At 59.6% G+C, this 16,305-nt stretch carries 20 protein-coding genes; 19 read left to right on the plus strand and 1 reads right to left on the minus strand.

Annotation, left to right across the window (positions count from 1 at the left end):
- The first annotated feature begins 83 nt into the window (after positions 1–83).
- A complete protein-coding gene (rpoC, locus tag HJB84_RS14965; protein WP_207583843.1) occupies positions 84–4,292 on the plus strand; it encodes a DNA-directed RNA polymerase subunit beta' in 4,209 nt (1,402 codons plus the stop codon).
- Positions 4,293–4,456: 164 nt separating this feature from the next.
- Here rpoC and HJB84_RS14970 read toward each other — a convergent pair whose 3' ends face one another.
- Positions 4,457–4,750 (minus strand): hypothetical protein, encoded by a 294-nt coding sequence (locus HJB84_RS14970; protein WP_007626097.1) that lies wholly within the window; start codon positions 4,748–4,750, stop codon positions 4,457–4,459.
- 498 nt (positions 4,751–5,248) lie between these two features.
- Between HJB84_RS14970 and rpsL the strand changes: the two genes are divergently transcribed.
- From rpsL to rplE, 18 genes are all read left to right on the plus strand, one after another.
- The gene (rpsL, locus tag HJB84_RS14975) at positions 5,249–5,620 is read left to right on the plus strand and encodes a 30S ribosomal protein S12 (protein ID WP_003547537.1); all 372 of its coding nucleotides are present in this window, start codon (positions 5,249–5,251) and stop codon (positions 5,618–5,620) included.
- Positions 5,621–5,697: 77 nt separating this feature from the next.
- Positions 5,698–6,168 (plus strand): 30S ribosomal protein S7, encoded by a 471-nt coding sequence (gene rpsG, locus HJB84_RS14980; protein ID WP_003578662.1) that lies wholly within the window; start codon positions 5,698–5,700, stop codon positions 6,166–6,168.
- A 29-nt stretch (positions 6,169–6,197) separates the two neighbouring features.
- Positions 6,198–8,297 carry an elongation factor G gene (gene fusA, locus HJB84_RS14985; RefSeq protein WP_207583844.1) on the plus strand — a complete coding sequence of 700 codons (2,100 nt, stop codon included), beginning with the start codon at positions 6,198–6,200 and terminating at the stop codon, positions 8,295–8,297.
- A gap of 68 nt (positions 8,298–8,365) precedes the next feature.
- On the plus strand, positions 8,366–9,541 hold the full coding sequence (gene tuf, locus HJB84_RS14990) for an elongation factor Tu (protein WP_207583839.1): 1,176 nt from the start codon (positions 8,366–8,368) through the stop codon (positions 9,539–9,541).
- Between the two features lie 154 nt (positions 9,542–9,695).
- On the plus strand, positions 9,696–10,004 hold the full coding sequence (gene rpsJ / locus HJB84_RS14995; protein ID WP_003547547.1) for a 30S ribosomal protein S10: 309 nt from the start codon (positions 9,696–9,698) through the stop codon (positions 10,002–10,004).
- 39 nt (positions 10,005–10,043) lie between these two features.
- A complete protein-coding gene (rplC, locus tag HJB84_RS15000) occupies positions 10,044–10,685 on the plus strand; it encodes a 50S ribosomal protein L3 (protein ID WP_007626085.1) in 642 nt (213 codons plus the stop codon).
- 13 nt (positions 10,686–10,698) lie between these two features.
- Positions 10,699–11,319 (plus strand): 50S ribosomal protein L4, encoded by a 621-nt coding sequence (gene rplD, locus HJB84_RS15005; protein WP_207583845.1) that lies wholly within the window; start codon positions 10,699–10,701, stop codon positions 11,317–11,319.
- The gene (locus HJB84_RS15010) at positions 11,316–11,609 is read left to right on the plus strand and encodes a 50S ribosomal protein L23 (RefSeq protein WP_003547550.1); all 294 of its coding nucleotides are present in this window, start codon (positions 11,316–11,318) and stop codon (positions 11,607–11,609) included. The genes rplD and HJB84_RS15010 overlap by 4 nt, the downstream gene beginning before the upstream one ends.
- An 11-nt stretch (positions 11,610–11,620) precedes the next feature.
- On the plus strand, positions 11,621–12,457 hold the full coding sequence (gene rplB / locus HJB84_RS15015) for a 50S ribosomal protein L2 (protein ID WP_007626082.1): 837 nt from the start codon (positions 11,621–11,623) through the stop codon (positions 12,455–12,457).
- A gap of 15 nt (positions 12,458–12,472) precedes the next feature.
- Positions 12,473–12,751 (plus strand): 30S ribosomal protein S19, encoded by a 279-nt coding sequence (gene rpsS, locus HJB84_RS15020; RefSeq protein WP_003573797.1) that lies wholly within the window; start codon positions 12,473–12,475, stop codon positions 12,749–12,751.
- Positions 12,752–12,753: 2 nt separating this feature from the next.
- Positions 12,754–13,143, plus strand: a complete 390-nt coding sequence (gene rplV, locus HJB84_RS15025) for a 50S ribosomal protein L22 (protein ID WP_007626081.1) — start codon at positions 12,754–12,756, stop codon at positions 13,141–13,143.
- Complete coding sequence (gene rpsC / locus HJB84_RS15030; protein WP_003547554.1) at positions 13,143–13,874, plus strand: 30S ribosomal protein S3; 732 nt, start codon at positions 13,143–13,145, stop codon at positions 13,872–13,874. Before rplV ends, rpsC begins: the two co-directional genes overlap by 1 nt.
- Before the next feature lie 36 nt (positions 13,875–13,910).
- Complete coding sequence (gene rplP, locus HJB84_RS15035) at positions 13,911–14,324, plus strand: 50S ribosomal protein L16 (protein WP_003547555.1); 414 nt, start codon at positions 13,911–13,913, stop codon at positions 14,322–14,324.
- 12 nt (positions 14,325–14,336) lie between these two features.
- Entirely contained in the window at positions 14,337–14,537 is a 201-nt protein-coding gene (gene rpmC, locus HJB84_RS15040; RefSeq protein ID WP_003547556.1) for a 50S ribosomal protein L29, read from the plus strand.
- A 12-nt stretch (positions 14,538–14,549) separates the two neighbouring features.
- On the plus strand, positions 14,550–14,789 hold the full coding sequence (gene rpsQ, locus HJB84_RS15045) for a 30S ribosomal protein S17 (RefSeq protein ID WP_003573791.1): 240 nt from the start codon (positions 14,550–14,552) through the stop codon (positions 14,787–14,789).
- 257 nt (positions 14,790–15,046) lie between these two features.
- The gene (gene rplN / locus HJB84_RS15050) at positions 15,047–15,415 is read left to right on the plus strand and encodes a 50S ribosomal protein L14 (RefSeq protein WP_003573790.1); all 369 of its coding nucleotides are present in this window, start codon (positions 15,047–15,049) and stop codon (positions 15,413–15,415) included.
- Positions 15,416–15,426: 11 nt separating this feature from the next.
- Positions 15,427–15,735: a 50S ribosomal protein L24 gene (gene rplX / locus HJB84_RS15055; RefSeq protein ID WP_003547559.1), complete on the plus strand. Its 309-nt coding sequence runs from the start codon at positions 15,427–15,429 to the stop codon at positions 15,733–15,735.
- On the plus strand, positions 15,728–16,285 hold the full coding sequence (gene rplE / locus HJB84_RS15060) for a 50S ribosomal protein L5 (protein ID WP_003547560.1): 558 nt from the start codon (positions 15,728–15,730) through the stop codon (positions 16,283–16,285). The genes rplX and rplE overlap by 8 nt, the downstream gene beginning before the upstream one ends.
- The last annotated feature ends 20 nt before the right edge of the window (positions 16,286–16,305 follow it).

Genomic DNA, 16,305 nt, shown 5'->3' on the forward strand with positions numbered 1-16,305 from the left:
CGTTTAAGCGAGGGAGGCGGCTCCCGGGAAATTGCCGCCGACCATCGCATTTTGAGGGCTCTCAGCCCATGAAGGAGACAGGCATGAACCAAGAGGTCATGAATCTTTTCAATCCGCAGGTGCCTGCACAGAATTTCGATTCGATTCGGATTTCGATCGCATCTCCGGAGAAGATCCTCTCCTGGTCTTACGGTGAGATCAAGAAGCCGGAAACCATCAACTACCGTACGTTCAAGCCGGAACGCGACGGTCTCTTCTGCGCGCGCATCTTCGGGCCGATCAAGGACTACGAATGCCTGTGCGGCAAGTACAAGCGCATGAAGTACAAGGGCATCATCTGCGAAAAGTGCGGCGTCGAAGTTACGCTGTCGCGCGTTCGCCGTGAGCGCATGGGCCATATCGAGCTCGCCGCTCCCGTTGCCCACATCTGGTTCCTGAAGTCGCTGCCATCACGCATTTCGACGCTGCTCGACATGACGCTGAAGGATGTCGAGCGTGTCCTCTATTTCGAAAACTACATCGTCACCGAGCCGGGCCTGACAGCCCTCAAGGAGCACCAGCTCCTCTCGGAAGAAGAGTACATGCTTGCCGTTGACGAATACGGCGAAGACCAGTTCACCGCGATGATCGGCGCTGAGGCGATCTACGAGATGCTGGCCTCGATGAACCTCGAAAAGATCGCTGGCGATCTGCGCGCTGAGCTTGCCGAGACCACGTCGGATCTCAAGCAGAAGAAGCTGATGAAGCGCCTGAAGATCGTCGAGAACTTCATGGAATCGGGCAACCGTCCGGAATGGATGATCATGAAGGTCGTTCCGGTCATTCCGCCGGATCTGCGTCCGCTGGTTCCGCTCGACGGTGGCCGTTTCGCCACCTCGGATCTGAACGACCTCTACCGCCGCGTCATCAACCGCAACAACCGTCTGAAGCGTCTGATCGAGCTTCGTGCGCCTGGCATCATCATCCGCAACGAAAAGCGTATGCTGCAGGAATCGGTTGACGCGCTGTTCGACAACGGCCGTCGCGGCCGCGTCATCACCGGCGCCAACAAGCGTCCGCTGAAGTCGCTCTCCGACATGCTGAAGGGCAAGCAGGGCCGCTTCCGCCAGAACCTGCTCGGCAAGCGCGTCGACTATTCCGGCCGTTCGGTCATCGTCACCGGTCCGGAACTGAAGCTGCACCAGTGCGGCCTGCCGAAGAAGATGGCGCTCGAACTCTTCAAGCCGTTCATCTATGCCCGCCTCGATGCCAAGGGTTACTCCTCGACCGTCAAGCAGGCCAAGAAGCTGGTCGAAAAGGAAAAGCCGGAAGTCTGGGATATCCTCGACGAGGTCATCCGCGAGCATCCGGTTTTGCTGAACCGCGCACCGACGCTGCACCGCTTGGGCATCCAGGCTTTCGAACCTACCCTGGTCGAAGGCAAGGCGATCCAGCTGCATCCGCTCGTCTGCACGGCCTTCAACGCCGACTTCGACGGTGACCAGATGGCCGTTCACGTGCCGCTGTCGCTCGAAGCCCAGCTCGAAGCCCGCGTGCTGATGATGTCGACCAACAACATCCTGCATCCGGCCAACGGCGCGCCGATCATCGTTCCCTCGCAGGACATGGTTCTCGGCCTCTACTACCTGTCGATCCTGAACCAGAACGAGCCTGGCGAAGGCATGGCCTTCTCCGATCTCGGCGAACTGCATCACGCCCTCGAAACCAAGGTCGTGACGCTGCACACCAAGATCCGCGGCCGGTTCAAGTCGATCGACGAGGATGGCAAGCCCTACTCGAAGATCTATGAGACGACGCCTGGCCGACTGCTCATCGGCGAACTTCTGCCGAAAAACGGCAAGGTGCTCTTCGACATCTGCAACCAGGAAATGACCAAGAAGAACATCTCCAAGATGATCGACACGGTCTACCGCCACTGCGGCCAGAAGGACACGGTCATCTTCTGCGACCGCATCATGCAGCTCGGCTTTTCCCATGCCTGCCGCGCCGGCATTTCGTTCGGCAAGGACGACATGGTCATTCCGGATGCCAAGGCCAAGATCGTTGCCGACACCGAAAGCCTGGTGAAGGAATACGAGCAGCAGTACAATGACGGCCTGATCACGCAGGGCGAAAAGTACAACAAGGTTGTCGACGCCTGGGGCAAGGCCACCGAAAAGGTCGCCGAAGAGATGATGGCCCGCATTAAGGCGGTCGAATTCGATGAGAGCACCGGTCGCCAGAAGCCGATGAATTCGATCTACATGATGAGCCATTCCGGTGCCCGCGGTTCTCCGAACCAGATGCGCCAGCTGGGCGGCATGCGCGGCCTCATGGCCAAGCCGTCGGGTGAAATCATCGAGACGCCGATCATCTCGAACTTCAAGGAAGGCCTGACCGTCAACGAGTACTTCAACTCGACCCACGGCGCCCGCAAGGGTCTTGCAGACACCGCCCTGAAGACCGCCAACTCCGGCTACCTGACCCGTCGTCTCGTCGACGTCGCGCAGGATTGCATCGTCACGCACGTCGATTGCGGAACGCAGACGGGCCTCACCATGACCGCCATCGTCGATGCCGGCCAGGTGGTTGCTTCGATCGGCGTCCGCATCCTCGGCCGCACGGCGCTTGATGACATCGATCATCCGATCACGGGTGAGCGCATCGTCGATGCCGGCAGGATGATCCTCGAGCCCGATGTCGTCGAAATCGAGAAGGCCGGTATCCAGTCGATCCGCATCCGCTCGGCGCTGACCTGCGAAATCCAGACCGGCGTCTGCGCAGTCTGCTACGGCCGCGACCTCGCGCGTGGTACGCCTGTCAACATGGGCGAAGCCGTCGGCGTCATCGCTGCTCAGTCGATCGGTGAACCGGGCACCCAGCTCACCATGCGTACCTTCCACCTTGGTGGTACGGCAACCGTGGTCGACCAGTCGTTCCTCGAAGCTTCGTACGAAGGTACGGTGCAGATCAAGAACCGCAACATCCTGCGCAACTCCGATGGCAACCTCGTTGCCATGGGCCGCAACATGACCGTCCAGATCCTGGACGAGCGTGGCGTCGAGCGGTCTTCGCAGCGTGTGGCTTACGGTTCGAAACTGCATGTCGACGAAGGTGACAAGGTCAAGCGCGGCCAGCGTCTGGCAGAGTGGGACCCTTACACCCGTCCGATGATGACCGAAGTGGCTGGTACCGTTCAGTTCGAAGACCTGGTCGACGGTCTCTCCGTTCTGGAAGCCACCGACGAGTCGACCGGCATCACCAAGCGTCAGGTCATCGACTGGCGTTCGACCCCGCGCGGTTCGGACCTCAAGCCGGCGATCGTCATCAAGGACGCCAGCGGCAACATCATGAAGCTGTCGCGTGGTGGTGACGCCCGCTTCTTCCTCTCGGTCGACGCCATCTTGTCGGTCGATTCGGGCACCAAGGTCTCTCAGGGTGACGTCCTCGCGCGTTCGCCGCTTGAAAGCGCCAAGACCAAGGACATCACCGGCGGTCTGCCACGTGTTGCCGAGCTCTTCGAAGCCCGCCGTCCGAAGGACCACGCCATCATCGCAGAGATCGATGGTACGATCCGCCTCGGCCGCGACTACAAGAACAAGCGTCGCGTTATCATCGAACCGGCGGAAGACGGTGTCGAGCCTGTCGAATACCTGATCCCGAAGGGCAAGCCCTTCCACCTTCAGGAAGGCGACTATATCGAAAAGGGTGACTACATCCTCGACGGTAACCCGGCTCCGCACGACATCCTGGCGATCAAGGGCGTGGAGGCTCTGGCCTCCTACCTCGTCAACGAGATCCAGGAAGTCTACCGCCTGCAGGGCGTTGTCATCAACGACAAGCACATCGAGGTGATTGTCCGTCAGATGCTGCAGAAGGTGGAAATCACCGATGCAGGCGACTCGACCTATATCGTCGGCGACAATGTCGACCGGATCGAGCTCGAAGACGTCAACGATCATCTGATCGAGCAGGGCAAGAAGCCTGCCTACGGCGATCCGGTTCTTCTCGGCATCACCAAGGCGTCGCTGCAGACCCCGTCCTTCATCTCGGCCGCGTCCTTCCAGGAAACGACCAAGGTGCTGACGGAAGCGGCAATCGCCGGCAAGACCGACGGCCTGCAGGGTCTGAAGGAAAACGTCATTGTCGGCCGCCTTATCCCGGCCGGCACCGGCGGCACCATGACCCAGATCCGTCGCATCGCCACGTCGCGCGACGAGATGATCCTCGAAGAGCGCCGCAAGGGCAGCGGCGCAGCCGTTGCCACGCCGATGCTGCAGGACATGGCCGAAAAGGCTCCGGCTGCGGAATAATCCGCAGCGGAAGCCGCCACTTTGGTGGCACGCGAATTGAAAAACCGCCCGGAGCGATCCGGGCGGTTTTCGTTTTTAGTCGGCTTTGGTTGGTCGGGGTGAGGGAAGGCGCTGCTTCCGCTTATGCTGCCTTTGGCGACCCGCAGCGCAAGCGGCGGCTCCCTTCAGTTGAACCGGATGATCGCGACCTCGCCATCGACGGCACCCTGATAGGCGGAGGCGTGCGGCTCTTCGGCCGGCACCTCGGTCAGCATGCCGATCTGGTCGAGATCGGCCTCTATGAAGCCTTCCTCGGCAAGGGCGTTCAAGGCCTCGCGTACGGCAGTGTCGTCGTCGGGCGCCTTCAACATGATGTGCAGGTCGATGCCTTCGCTGCCGTCGGACTCGTAGCCTTTGCCGATGATGATGAAGATCATCGGCCCGTCGAAATTATTGTCGTTGTCAGGTGTCGTAATCATCGCCTGTCCTTCGGCTCTTTGACGATTCGGTCGCTCGAATCCTGCTGTGAGGGCCGCACGCCGCAATTGCTGATTCCTTAACTGCTTTTGCTGCAATGCCCAAGTTTTTATCTTGGTGCTCGGGCCTGATTTCGTCTAGAAGCCTGGAAACAGGGCCTTAGGCCCGCAGATCAAGGCGATACGGCGAGTTTATTTCTTAACCGGCCTTGACGAGATCGGTGGAAACCAGTAGTACCCCGGCCATCAGATCCCATGTGAGGCTTGGCTGTTCGGGGCGACGCGCCCTGAAGTTCACCTCAAACAAGGTTCTAAACGCACGTTGAAGTCATGATGCTGCACGCACGACGCAAATTATATGCGTCCTCTGCTCCTTGTGGTCCATCTGCGGAAGCGGATCGGGCCATATTTTGCGCATTGACGGAAAGCGTGCGTCACTGCCGGAGACGGCGCGAGTTCAAGCCCGCAAGGGTACTGAGATAAAACGTAAGGGATGGTTGAATGCCTACCGTAAACCAGCTGATCCGCAAGCCTCGCCAGGCGAACGTAAAGCGTAACAAGGTTCCCGCACTCCAGGAGAACCCGCAGAAGCGCGGCGTTTGCACGCGCGTCTATACGACGACGCCGAAGAAGCCGAACTCGGCTCTGCGTAAGGTCGCAAAGATCCGCCTGACCAACGGCTTCGAAGTCATTGGTTACATCCCCGGCGAAGGTCACAACCTTCAGGAACACTCCGTCGTCATGATCCGCGGCGGCCGCGTCAAGGACCTTCCGGGTGTCCGTTATCACATCATTCGCGGCGTTCTCGATACCCAAGGTGTCAAGAACCGCAAGCAGCGCCGCTCCAAGTACGGCGCGAAGCGTCCGAAGTAATTCGGTTTTGAGTAATTCGGCGCTGCGCGAGGTCCTCCGCGTGATGAAGCGCCTTAACGGTTGAAGAGACGAAAATTATGTCCAGACGTCATAAAGCAGAAAAGCGCGAGATCAATCCGGACCCGAAGTTCGGTGATCTCGTCGTCACCAAGTTCATGAATGCCATCATGCTCGACGGCAAGAAGTCCGTTGCTGAAAACATTGTCTACGGCGCGTTCGACGTCGTCCAGGGCAAGTCCAAGCAGGAGCCGCTCACGGTTTTCCATTCTGCACTCGACAACATTGCCCCGCACGTTGAAGTCCGCTCGCGCCGCGTCGGCGGTGCGACCTATCAGGTCCCGGTCGATGTTCGTCCGGAGCGCCGCCAGGCTCTCGCCATTCGCTGGCTGATCGCTGCTGCCCGCAAGCGCAATGAAACGACTATGGTTGACCGCCTTTCCGGCGAACTGCTCGATGCGTCCAACAACCGCGGCTCCGCCGTCAAGAAGCGCGAAGACACGCACAAGATGGCTGACGCCAACCGCGCGTTCTCGCACTATCGCTGGTAATTCCGAACGGTATCGAAAGGCAGTCCATAATGGCTCGCGAATATAAAATCGAAGACTACCGCAATTTCGGTATCATGGCGCATATCGACGCCGGCAAGACCACGACCACCGAGCGTATCCTTTATTACACCGGCAAGTCGCACAAGATCGGCGAAGTCCACGACGGCGCAGCCACCATGGACTGGATGGAGCAGGAGCAGGAGCGTGGCATCACGATCACCTCCGCTGCCACCACGACCTACTGGAAGGGCCGTGACGGCAAGACGCGTCGCTTCAACATCATCGACACCCCCGGCCACGTCGACTTCACCATCGAAGTCGAGCGTTCGCTGCGCGTTCTCGACGGCGCCATCGCGCTGCTCGACGCCAATGCCGGTGTTGAACCGCAGACGGAAACCGTCTGGCGCCAGGCCGAGAAGTACAACGTCCCGCGGATGATCTTCTGCAACAAGATGGACAAGACCGGCGCGGACTTCTATCGCTCCGTCGAGATGATCAAGACCCGTCTCGGCGCAACGGCTGTCGTCATGCAGTTGCCGATCGGTGCGGAAACCGAATTCAAGGGCGTCATCGATCTGATCGAGATGAACGCTCTCATCTGGCGCGACGAGTCGCTCGGCGCCCAGTGGGATGTCGTCGAGATCCCCGACGACATGAAGGCCAAGGCTGAAGAGTATCGCGAAAAGCTGATCGAGACGGTCGTCGACATCGACGAAGCCGCGACGGAAGCCTATCTTGAGGGCATTCTGCCCGACAACGAGAAGATCCGCGAACTCGTTCGCCGCGGCACGATCGACGTCAAGTTCCACCCGATGTTCTGCGGCACCGCCTTCAAGAACAAGGGTGTGCAGCCGCTGCTCGACGCCGTCGTCGACTACCTGCCGTCGCCGATGGACATCCCGGCGATCAAGGGCATCGACTTCAAGACTGAAGCTGAAATCGAACGTCACGCCGACGACAGCGAGCCGCTTTCCATGCTCGCCTTCAAGATCATGAACGACCCCTTCGTCGGTTCGCTGACTTTCGCCCGCATCTACTCCGGCAAGCTCGAAAAGGGCACGTCGGTCATCAACACGGTCAAGGACAAGCGCGAGCGCGTCGGCCGTATGTTGCAGATGCACTCCAACTCGCGTGAAGACATCGAAGAAGCCTTCGCAGGTGACATCGTTGCTCTCGCCGGCCTCAAGGAAACCACGACGGGCGACACGCTCTGTGATCCGCTGAAGCCGGTTATCCTCGAGCGCATGGAATTCCCCGAGCCGGTCATCCAGATCGCCATCGAGCCGAAGACCAAGGGCGACCAGGAAAAGATGGGCCTCGCGCTCAACCGCCTGGCTGCTGAGGATCCGTCCTTCCGCGTCAAGACCGACCAGGAATCCGGCCAGACCATCATCGCCGGCATGGGCGAACTGCATCTCGACATCATCGTCGACCGCATGCGTCGTGAATTCAAGGTCGAAGCAACCGTCGGTGCGCCGCAGGTTGCCTACCGCGAAACCATCACCAGAACGCACGAAGAAGACTACACGCACAAGAAGCAGTCCGGTGGTACCGGCCAGTTCGCGCGCGTCAAAATCGTCTTCGAACCGAACCCGGACGGCGAGGAATTCAAGTTCGAATCGAAGATCGTCGGCGGCTCCGTTCCGAAGGAATACATCCCGGGCGTCCAGAAGGGCATCGAAAGTGTTCTGTCTTCGGGTCCGCTCGCTGGCTTCCCGATGCTCGGCGTCAAGGCGACCCTCATCGATGGTGCCTTCCACGACGTCGACTCTTCGGTTCTCGCTTTCGAAATCGCATCGCGTGCCTGCTTCCGTGAAGCAGCCAAGAAGGCCGGCGCTCAGCTGCTCGAGCCAATGATGAAGGTCGAAGTCGTGACCCCGGAAGATTATGTCGGCGACGTCATCGGCGACCTGAACTCCCGTCGCGGTCAGATCCAGGGCCAGGAAAGCCGTGGTATCGCCGTCGTCATCAACGCGAACGTTCCGCTCGCGAACATGTTCAAGTACGTCGACAACCTGCGCTCCATGTCCCAGGGCCGCGCTCAGTACACGATGACCTTCGATCACTACTCGCCGGTCCCGTCGAACGTCGCAACAGAAATCCAGGCAAAGTATTCCGGTCAGAAGTGACCGGAATACCAATTGACCGATAACAAGAATTAGATCCCTTCGGGGACTAGCAAAATGGAGACCCGAAAATGGGAAAGAGTAAGTTTGAGCGCAACAAGCCGCACGTCAACATTGGCACGATTGGCCACGTTGACCACGGCAAGACGTCTCTGACGGCAGCGATCACGAAGTACTTCGGCGAGTACAAGGCGTACGACCAGATCGACGCTGCTCCGGAAGAAAAGGCCCGCGGCATCACCATTTCGACGGCACACGTCGAGTATGAGACGCCGGCCCGCCACTATGCACACGTCGACTGCCCCGGCCACGCCGACTACGTCAAGAACATGATCACCGGTGCTGCCCAGATGGACGGCGCGATCCTGGTGTGCTCGGCCGCTGACGGCCCGATGCCGCAGACGCGCGAACACATCCTGCTGGCCCGTCAGGTCGGCGTTCCGGCCATCGTGGTGTTCCTGAACAAGGTCGACCAGGTTGACGACGCCGAGCTTCTCGAACTGGTCGAGCTCGAAGTTCGCGAACTGCTGTCGTCCTACGACTTCCCGGGCGATGACATCCCGATCGTCAAGGGTTCGGCGCTGGCCGCCCTTGAAGATTCGGACAAGAAGATCGGCGAGGATTCGATCCGCGAACTGATGGCCGCTGTCGACGCCTACATCCCGACGCCTGAGCGTCCGATCAACCTGCCGTTCCTGCTGCCGATCGAAGACGTGTTCTCGATCTCGGGCCGCGGTACGGTTGTGACCGGCCGCGTCGAGCGTGGCATCGTCAAGGTTGGCGAAGAAGTCGAGATCGTCGGCATCCGCCCGACGACGAAGACGACGGTGACCGGCGTTGAAATGTTCCGCAAGCTGCTCGACCAGGGCCAGGCTGGCGACAACATCGGCGCGCTGATCCGCGGCGTCACCCGTGACGGCGTTGAGCGTGGCCAGATTCTGTGCAAGCCGGGCTCTGTCAAGCCGCACAAGAAGTTCATGGCTGAAGCCTACATCCTGACGAAGGAAGAGGGTGGCCGTCATACGCCGTTCTTCACCAACTATCGTCCGCAGTTCTACTTCCGCACGACCGACGTGACGGGCATCGTATCGCTGCCGGAAGGCACGGAGATGGTCATGCCGGGCGACAACGTCACGGTATCGGTCGAGCTGATCGTTCCGATCGCGATGGAAGAAAAGCTGCGCTTCGCGATCCGCGAAGGTGGCCGCACCGTCGGCGCCGGTATCGTTGCTTCGATCGTCGAGTAACTAGCGGCTGGGCCACCAGGCCCAAGGAAAGGATAGGGACGCCGACCTCGGTGTCCCTCTCGATCTTTGAAACCGGTGACCCGCTAACGTAACTGAAGGTAAGTCGTGTCCCTCAATGGTGACACGCGGATAACAGACACAAGGATAAAGTCGAATGAACGGCCAGAATATCCGCATCCGCCTGAAGGCGTTCGATCACCGGATTCTCGATGCCTCCACGCGCGAGATCGTATCGACGGCTAAGCGCACCGGTGCAAGCGTCCGGGGCCCCGTTCCGCTTCCGACCCGCATCGAGAAGTTCACGGTCAACCGGTCCCCGCACATCGACAAGAAGAGCCGCGAACAGTTCGAGATGCGCACGCACAAGCGCCTTCTCGATATCGTTGATCCGACCCCGCAGACGGTAGACGCGCTGATGAAGCTCGATCTCGCCGCCGGTGTCGATGTTGAGATCAAGCTCTGAGACCTCGGGTCTTCGGGCTGAGTGAGAAGGATTGAACCGATGCGTTCAGGTGTGATTGCACAGAAGGTGGGAATGACCCGCGTCTATAACGACGCCGGCGAGCATGTCCCGGTAACGGTACTGCGCATGGAGGCCGTCCAGGTCGTCGCTACGCGTACTGTCGAAAAGAATGGCTATACCGCAGTTCAGCTCGGTGCCGGCCAGGCGAAGGTGAAGAACACGTCGAAGGCGATGCGCGGCAATTTTGCCATTGCCAACGTCGAGCCGAAGGCCAAGGTCACAGAATTCCGTGTGTCGGAAGACCAACTGCTTGAGATCGGCACTGAGATCAAGGCGGGTCACTTTGCAGCCGGTCAGCTCGTCGACGTGACGGGCACGACGATCGGTAAGGGTTTTGCCGGCGCCATGAAGCGCCATGGTTTCGGTGGTCTCCGCGCCACGCACGGTGTGTCGGTTTCGCACCGTTCGCACGGTTCGACCGGCTCGCGCCAGGATCCGGGCAAGGTTTTCAAGAACAAGAAGATGGCTGGTCACATGGGCCAGACGCGCGTCACGACGCAGAACCTGGAAGTGGTTTCGACCGACGAAGATCGTGGTCTGATCCTGATCAAGGGTGCTGTTCCTGGTTCCAAGGGTGCTTGGATCATCGTGCGCGACGCCGTCAAGTCGGCCGCGAAGTAAGGGAGCCAGATCAATGGAATTTAACGTCAAAACCCTCGAGGGAAAAGACGCCGGGAAGGTTTCCCTTTCGGACGCGATTTTCGGCCTCGAGCCCCGCGAAGACATTATCGCCCGCGTCATCCGCTGGCAGCTTGCCAAGAAGCAGCAGGGCACGCACAAGGCAAAGGGCCGCGCTGAAATTTCGCGCACCGGCGCCAAGATGTACAAGCAGAAGGGTACGGGCCGCGCCCGCCACCATTCGGCTCGCGCTCCGCAGTTCCGCGGCGGCGGCAAGGCTCACGGCCCAGTCGTCCGCAGCCATGAGCATGACCTTCCGAAGAAGGTTCGTGCACTCGGCCTGCGTCTCGCTCTTTCGGCCAAGATCAAGGCCGATGACGTCATCGTCATCGACAACCTGGTTGCCACCGAAGCCAAGACCAAGGCTCTCGCGTCTGTATTCGAGACGCTCGGCCTGACCAACGCCCTCTTCATCGGTGGCGCAGAACTTGATGGCAACTTCAAGCTCGCAGCTCAGAACATCCCGAACATCGATGTTCTTCCGATCCAGGGCATCAACGTTTATGACATCCTGCGCCGCGGCAAGCTCGTGCTTTCCAAGGCTGCGGTTGAAGCGCTAGAGGAGCGATTCAAGTGACCGATCTTCGCCACTACGATGTGATCGTCTCTCCGGCGATCACCGAAAAGTCCACGCTGGTATCCGAAAACAACCAGGTTGTTTTCAATGTCGCCAAGCAGGCGACGAAGCCGGAAATCAAGGCTGCTGTCGAGGCGCTGTTTGGCGTCAAGGTTACGGCCGTCAACACTCTGCTGCGCAAGGGCAAGACCAAGCGGTTCCGCGGTTTCGTCGGCAAGCAGAAGGACGTGAAGAAGGCTGTTGTGACCCTGGCTGAAGGCCAGACGATCGACGTCTCCACCGGTCTCTGAGGTATAAGAAAATGGCATTGAAAACATTCAATCCGATCACCCCGAGCCAGCGCCAGCTGGTCATCGTCGACCGTTCGGCCCTCTACAAGGGCAAGCCGGTCAAGGCGCTGACGGAAGGCCTGACCAAGAGCGGCGGTCGTAACAACCTCGGTCGCATCACCGCCCGCTTCATCGGCGGCGGTCACAAGCGCACGTATCGTCTGATCGACTTCAAGCGTCGCAAGTTTGAGGTCGAAGGCACGGTCGAGCGTATCGAATACGATCCGAACCGCACCGCTTTCATCGCGCTGGTGAACTATGCTGATGGCGAGAAGGCTTATATCCTCGCTCCTCAGCGCCTCGCTCCCGGCGACAAGGTCATCGCTTCCGAGAAGGCTGTCGACGTCAAGCCCGGTAACACCATGCCGCTGCAGTTCATCCCGGTCGGCTCCATCATCCACAATGTGGAAATGAAGCCGGGCAAGGGTGGTCAGATCGCTCGCTCCGCCGGTGGTTACGCACAGCTCGTCGGCCGTGACCAGGGCATGGCGATCCTTCGCCTGAACTCCGGTGAACAGCGTCTCGTTCATGGCTCCTGCCTTGCTTCGATCGGCGCCGTCTCCAACCCTGACCACGCCAACATCAACGACGGCAAGGCCGGTCGTACCGTTTGGCGCGGCAAGCGTCCGCACAACCGCGGTGTTGTCATGAACCCGGTCGACCACCCGCACGGCGGTGGTGAAGGTCGCACCTCTGGTGGCCGTCACCCGGTTACTCCGTGGGGCAAGCCGACCAAGGGCAAGCGCACCCGGTCGAACAAGTCGACCGACAAAATGATCATGCGCTCGCGTCATCAGCGTAAGAAGTAAGAGAGGAAGTCTCCAATGGCTCGTTCAGTATGGAAAGGTCCGTTCGTTGACGGCTATCTTCTCAAGAAGGCTGAGAAGGTTCGTGAAGGCGGACGTGCAGAAGTGATCAAGATCTGGAGCCGTCGCTCCACGATCCTGCCGCAGTTCGTCGGTCTTACCTTCGGCGTCTACAACGGCAGCAAGCATATCCCGGTCAGTGTCAATGAAGACATGGTCGGCCACAAGTTCGGTGAATTCTCTCCGACCCGCACCTATTACGGTCACGGCGCGGACAAGAAGGCGAAGAGGAAGTAACAATGGGCAAGGCAAAAGCCGAACGCCGGCTGAAGGACAACGAGGCGCAAGCAGTCGCCCGCACGCTCCGCGTCAGCCCCCAGAAGCTCAACCTGGTTGCTGCGGCTATCCGCGGCAAGAAGGTCGAGCGCGCACTCGCTGAGCTGGAGTTCTCCCGCAAGCGCATCGCAGGTGCCGTCAAGAAGACGCTCGAATCTGCGATCGCCAATGCCGAGAACAACCACGATCTCGACGTCGACTCGCTTGTCGTCGCCGAGGCCTATGTCGGCAAGTCGATCGTCATGAAGCGTTTCCACGCTCGTGGCCGCGGTCGCGCGTCGCGCATCGAAAAGCCTTTCGCGCACCTGACGATCGTCGTTCGTGAAGTGCAGGCAGTAGAGGAGGCCGCATAATGGGTCAGAAAATCAATCCAATCGGTTTCCGTCTTGGCATCAACCGTACCTGGGATAGCCGCTGGTTTGCGGACAATGCCGAGTACGGCCAGTTGCTGCACGAAGACCTGAAGATGCGCAAGTTCGTCATGAGCGAACTGAAGCAGGCCGGGATTTCCAAGGTGGTCATCGAGCGTCCACACAAGAAGTGCCGCGTCACGATCCACTCGGCACGTCCGGGCCTGATCATCGGCCGCAAGGGCGCAGACATCGACAAGCTCCGCAAGAAGCTGTCGGAGATGACGAATTCGGAAACGCACCTCAACATCGTCGAAGTGCGCAAGCCCGAAGTCGATGCGACGCTGGTCGCTCAGTCGATCGCCCAGCAGCTCGAGCGCCGCGTGGCTTTCCGTCGCGCCATGAAGCGCGCCGTTCAGTCCGCGATGCGTCTTGGGGCCGAAGGCATCAAGATCACCTGCGCCGGTCGTCTCGGCGGCGCTGAAATCGCCCGTACGGAATGGTACCGCGAAGGTCGTGTGCCGCTGCACACGCTACGCGCCGACATCGACTACGGCACGGCTGAAGCAGAAACCGCATTCGGCATCTGCGGCATCAAGGTCTGGATCTTCAAGGGCGAAATCCTTGAGCACGATCCGATGGCTTCCGAGCGCCGTGCGATGGAAGGTGACGCCCAGGGTCCGGCAAGCCGTGATCGTGACCGCGACAGAGACCGTCGCCGCGACAACGCTTGATAGCGCGCGTGGCAGAGAAGTTCGGAGAATAAGAAAATGTTGCAGCCAAAGCGTACCAAGTACCGCAAGCAGTTCAAGGGCCGCATCAAGGGCGTCGCTAAGGGCGGTTCTGACCTGGCATTCGGCGAATTCGGCCTGAAGGCTCAGGAACCCAACCGCGTCAACGCGCGCGAGATCGAGGCGGCCCGCCGCGCGATCACGCGTTATATGAAGCGCGCCGGCCGTGTATGGATCCGCGTGTTCCCGGACGTTCCGGTGACCAAAAAGCCGACCGAAGTCCGCATGGGTAAGGGTAAGGGCTCCGTTGAATACTGGGCATGCAAGGTCAAGCCCGGCCGTATGATGTTCGAGATCGACGGTGTCAGCGAAGAAATCGCCCGTGAGGCTCTTCGCCTCGGCTCCGCCAAGCTCTCGGTCAAGACGCGCTTCGTTCAGCGCATTGCAGAGTAAGGGATTGAGCTCATGAAAGCCTCAGATGTTCGCGGGTTTACCGCCGACCAACTCAAGGACGAGCTTGCCAAGCTGAAGAAGGAGCAGTTCAACCTGCGCTTCCAGAAGGCGACCGGCCAGCTCGAAAAGTCCTCGCGCATCAACGAAGTCCGCAAGGACATCGCCCGCGTGAAAACCATTGCCCGCCAGAAGGCGGCAGAAGTTAAGGCCTAAAGGAAGAAAAATATGCCGAAGCGCATCCTGCAGGGCGTCGTCGTTGGCGACAAGAACGAGAAGACGGTAGTGGTTCGCGTCGAGCGTCGTTTCGCTCACCCGCTGCTCCAGAAGACCGTTCGTCGTTCCAAGAAGTACAAGGCCCACGACGAGAACAATCAGTACAAGATTGGCGATACCGTATCCATCGAGGAATGCGCGCCGATCTCCAAGGACAAGCGTTGGACGGTGATTTCCGCCCAGGGCCAGTAACAGAATTTTGTGCGAGGCCTTGCGTCTCGCCGAAATATCTGTATGAAGCAGCGTCAGAACGCTCGAAAGCCGGGCGTTCTTTTGCTTTGAGCGCACGGAAGGTCCTTCGGGAAACCACCCTGGCACGATCGATCCCGCGCTATTCAGCTATTGCCGCGTCTGTGCTGCCGTCAAGGCATCTCGGCCGGCGAAAATTTTCATAAGCCGGAGTAGGGGGCTAGCCCAACCATTCCGGTAAACCAAGAAGGCGACCTGATATGATTCAGATGCAAACAAACCTCGACGTCGCGGATAATTCCGGCGCACGTCGTGTCATGTGCATCAAGGTGCTGGGCGGCTCGAAGCGCAAGTATGCCTCGATCGGCGACGTCATCGTCGTTTCGATCAAGGAAGCGATCCCGCGCGGCCGTGTGAAGAAGGGTGACGTGATGAAGGCGGTTGTCGTTCGTACCGCCAAGGACATCCGTCGTCCGGATGGCTCCGTCATCCGCTTCGACACCAACGCAGCAGTCCTCATCGACAACAAAAAAGAGCCGATCGGCACCCGTATCTTCGGACCGGTTCCGCGCGAACTTCGCGCCAAGAACCACATGAAGATCATCTCGCTGGCTCCCGAAGTACTGTAAGGAGCGAAGCGATGCAGAAGATTCGTAAGGGCGACAAGGTCGTCATGCTCGCTGGCAAGGACAAGGGCCGCACCGGCGAAGTTGTCCAGGTCATGCCGAAGGAAGATCGTGCCGTTGTTCGTGGCGTCAACGTCGTCAAGCGCCATCAGCGCCAGACGCAGACCCAGGAAGCCGGCATCATCAACAAGGAAGCCCCGGTCCACCTGTCTAACGTTGCAATCATCGACAAGGACGGCAAGCCGACCCGCGTCGGTTTCAAGGTTGTTGACGGCAAGAAGGTCCGTGTGGCCAAGCGTTCTGGAGAAGTGATCGATGGCTGAGGCAAAATACGAGCCACGGCTCAAGAAGGAATATGTCGAGCGCATCCGCAAGGCGTTGCAGGAGCAGTTCTCCTACGCCAACGAGATGATGATCCCGAAGCTCGACAAGATCGTGATCAACATGGGTGTTGGCGAAGCGACCGCCGACTCGAAGAAGCCGACGGTAGCTGCCGCCGACCTCGCAGCGATCGCCGGCCAGAAGCCGGTCATCACCCGCGCACGCAACTCTATCGCTGGCTTCAAGGTCCGCGAACAGATGCCGATCGGCGCCAAGGTCACCCTGCGCGGCGCCCGCATGTACGAGTTCATGGACCGTCTCGTGAACATCGCGCTCCCGCGCGTTCGCGACTTCCGCGGCCTGAACCCGAAAAGCTTTGACGGCCGTGGCAACTTCGCCATGGGCATCAAGGAGCACATTGTGTTCCCTGAGATCAACTACGACAAGGTTGATCAGATGTGGGGCATGGACATCATCGTTTGCACGACGGCGACGACCGACGACGAAGCACGGGCTCTTCTGAAAGAGTTCAGCTTCCCGTTCCGTCAATAACCGTAACGACGAGCGTAGAA

It is taken from the genome of Rhizobium sp. NZLR1b, assembly GCF_019685155.1.
Taxonomy (GTDB): Bacteria; Pseudomonadota; Alphaproteobacteria; order Rhizobiales; family Rhizobiaceae; genus Rhizobium.

What these genes read in the sequence shown, in the direction of transcription:
- rplC (WP_007626085.1), top strand. Translation starts at nt 10,044, where the DNA reads ATGCGTTCAGGTGTGATTGCACAGAAGGTGGGAATGACCCGCGTCTAT.
- rplP (WP_003547555.1), top strand. Translation starts at nt 13,911, where the DNA reads ATGTTGCAGCCAAAGCGTACCAAGTACCGCAAGCAGTTCAAGGGCCGC.
- rpsG (WP_003578662.1), top strand. Translation starts at nt 5,698, where the DNA reads ATGTCCAGACGTCATAAAGCAGAAAAGCGCGAGATCAATCCGGACCCG.
- rplD (WP_207583845.1), top strand. Translation starts at nt 10,699, where the DNA reads ATGGAATTTAACGTCAAAACCCTCGAGGGAAAAGACGCCGGGAAGGTT.
- rpsC (WP_003547554.1), top strand. Translation starts at nt 13,143, where the DNA reads ATGGGTCAGAAAATCAATCCAATCGGTTTCCGTCTTGGCATCAACCGT.
- fusA (WP_207583844.1), top strand. Translation starts at nt 6,198, where the DNA reads ATGGCTCGCGAATATAAAATCGAAGACTACCGCAATTTCGGTATCATG.
- rpmC (WP_003547556.1), top strand. Translation starts at nt 14,337, where the DNA reads ATGAAAGCCTCAGATGTTCGCGGGTTTACCGCCGACCAACTCAAGGAC.
- rplB (WP_007626082.1), top strand. Translation starts at nt 11,621, where the DNA reads ATGGCATTGAAAACATTCAATCCGATCACCCCGAGCCAGCGCCAGCTG.
- rplX (WP_003547559.1), top strand. Translation starts at nt 15,427, where the DNA reads ATGCAGAAGATTCGTAAGGGCGACAAGGTCGTCATGCTCGCTGGCAAG.
- rpsJ (WP_003547547.1), top strand. Translation starts at nt 9,696, where the DNA reads ATGAACGGCCAGAATATCCGCATCCGCCTGAAGGCGTTCGATCACCGG.
- rpsS (WP_003573797.1), top strand. Translation starts at nt 12,473, where the DNA reads ATGGCTCGTTCAGTATGGAAAGGTCCGTTCGTTGACGGCTATCTTCTC.
- rplN (WP_003573790.1), top strand. Translation starts at nt 15,047, where the DNA reads ATGATTCAGATGCAAACAAACCTCGACGTCGCGGATAATTCCGGCGCA.
- rplE (WP_003547560.1), top strand. Translation starts at nt 15,728, where the DNA reads ATGGCTGAGGCAAAATACGAGCCACGGCTCAAGAAGGAATATGTCGAG.
- HJB84_RS14970 (WP_007626097.1), bottom strand. Translation starts at nt 4,750, where the DNA reads ATGATTACGACACCTGACAACGACAATAATTTCGACGGGCCGATGATC.
- rpsQ (WP_003573791.1), top strand. Translation starts at nt 14,550, where the DNA reads ATGCCGAAGCGCATCCTGCAGGGCGTCGTCGTTGGCGACAAGAACGAG.
- rpoC (WP_207583843.1), top strand. Translation starts at nt 84, where the DNA reads ATGAACCAAGAGGTCATGAATCTTTTCAATCCGCAGGTGCCTGCACAG.
- tuf (WP_207583839.1), top strand. Translation starts at nt 8,366, where the DNA reads ATGGGAAAGAGTAAGTTTGAGCGCAACAAGCCGCACGTCAACATTGGC.
- rplV (WP_007626081.1), top strand. Translation starts at nt 12,754, where the DNA reads ATGGGCAAGGCAAAAGCCGAACGCCGGCTGAAGGACAACGAGGCGCAA.
- rpsL (WP_003547537.1), top strand. Translation starts at nt 5,249, where the DNA reads ATGCCTACCGTAAACCAGCTGATCCGCAAGCCTCGCCAGGCGAACGTA.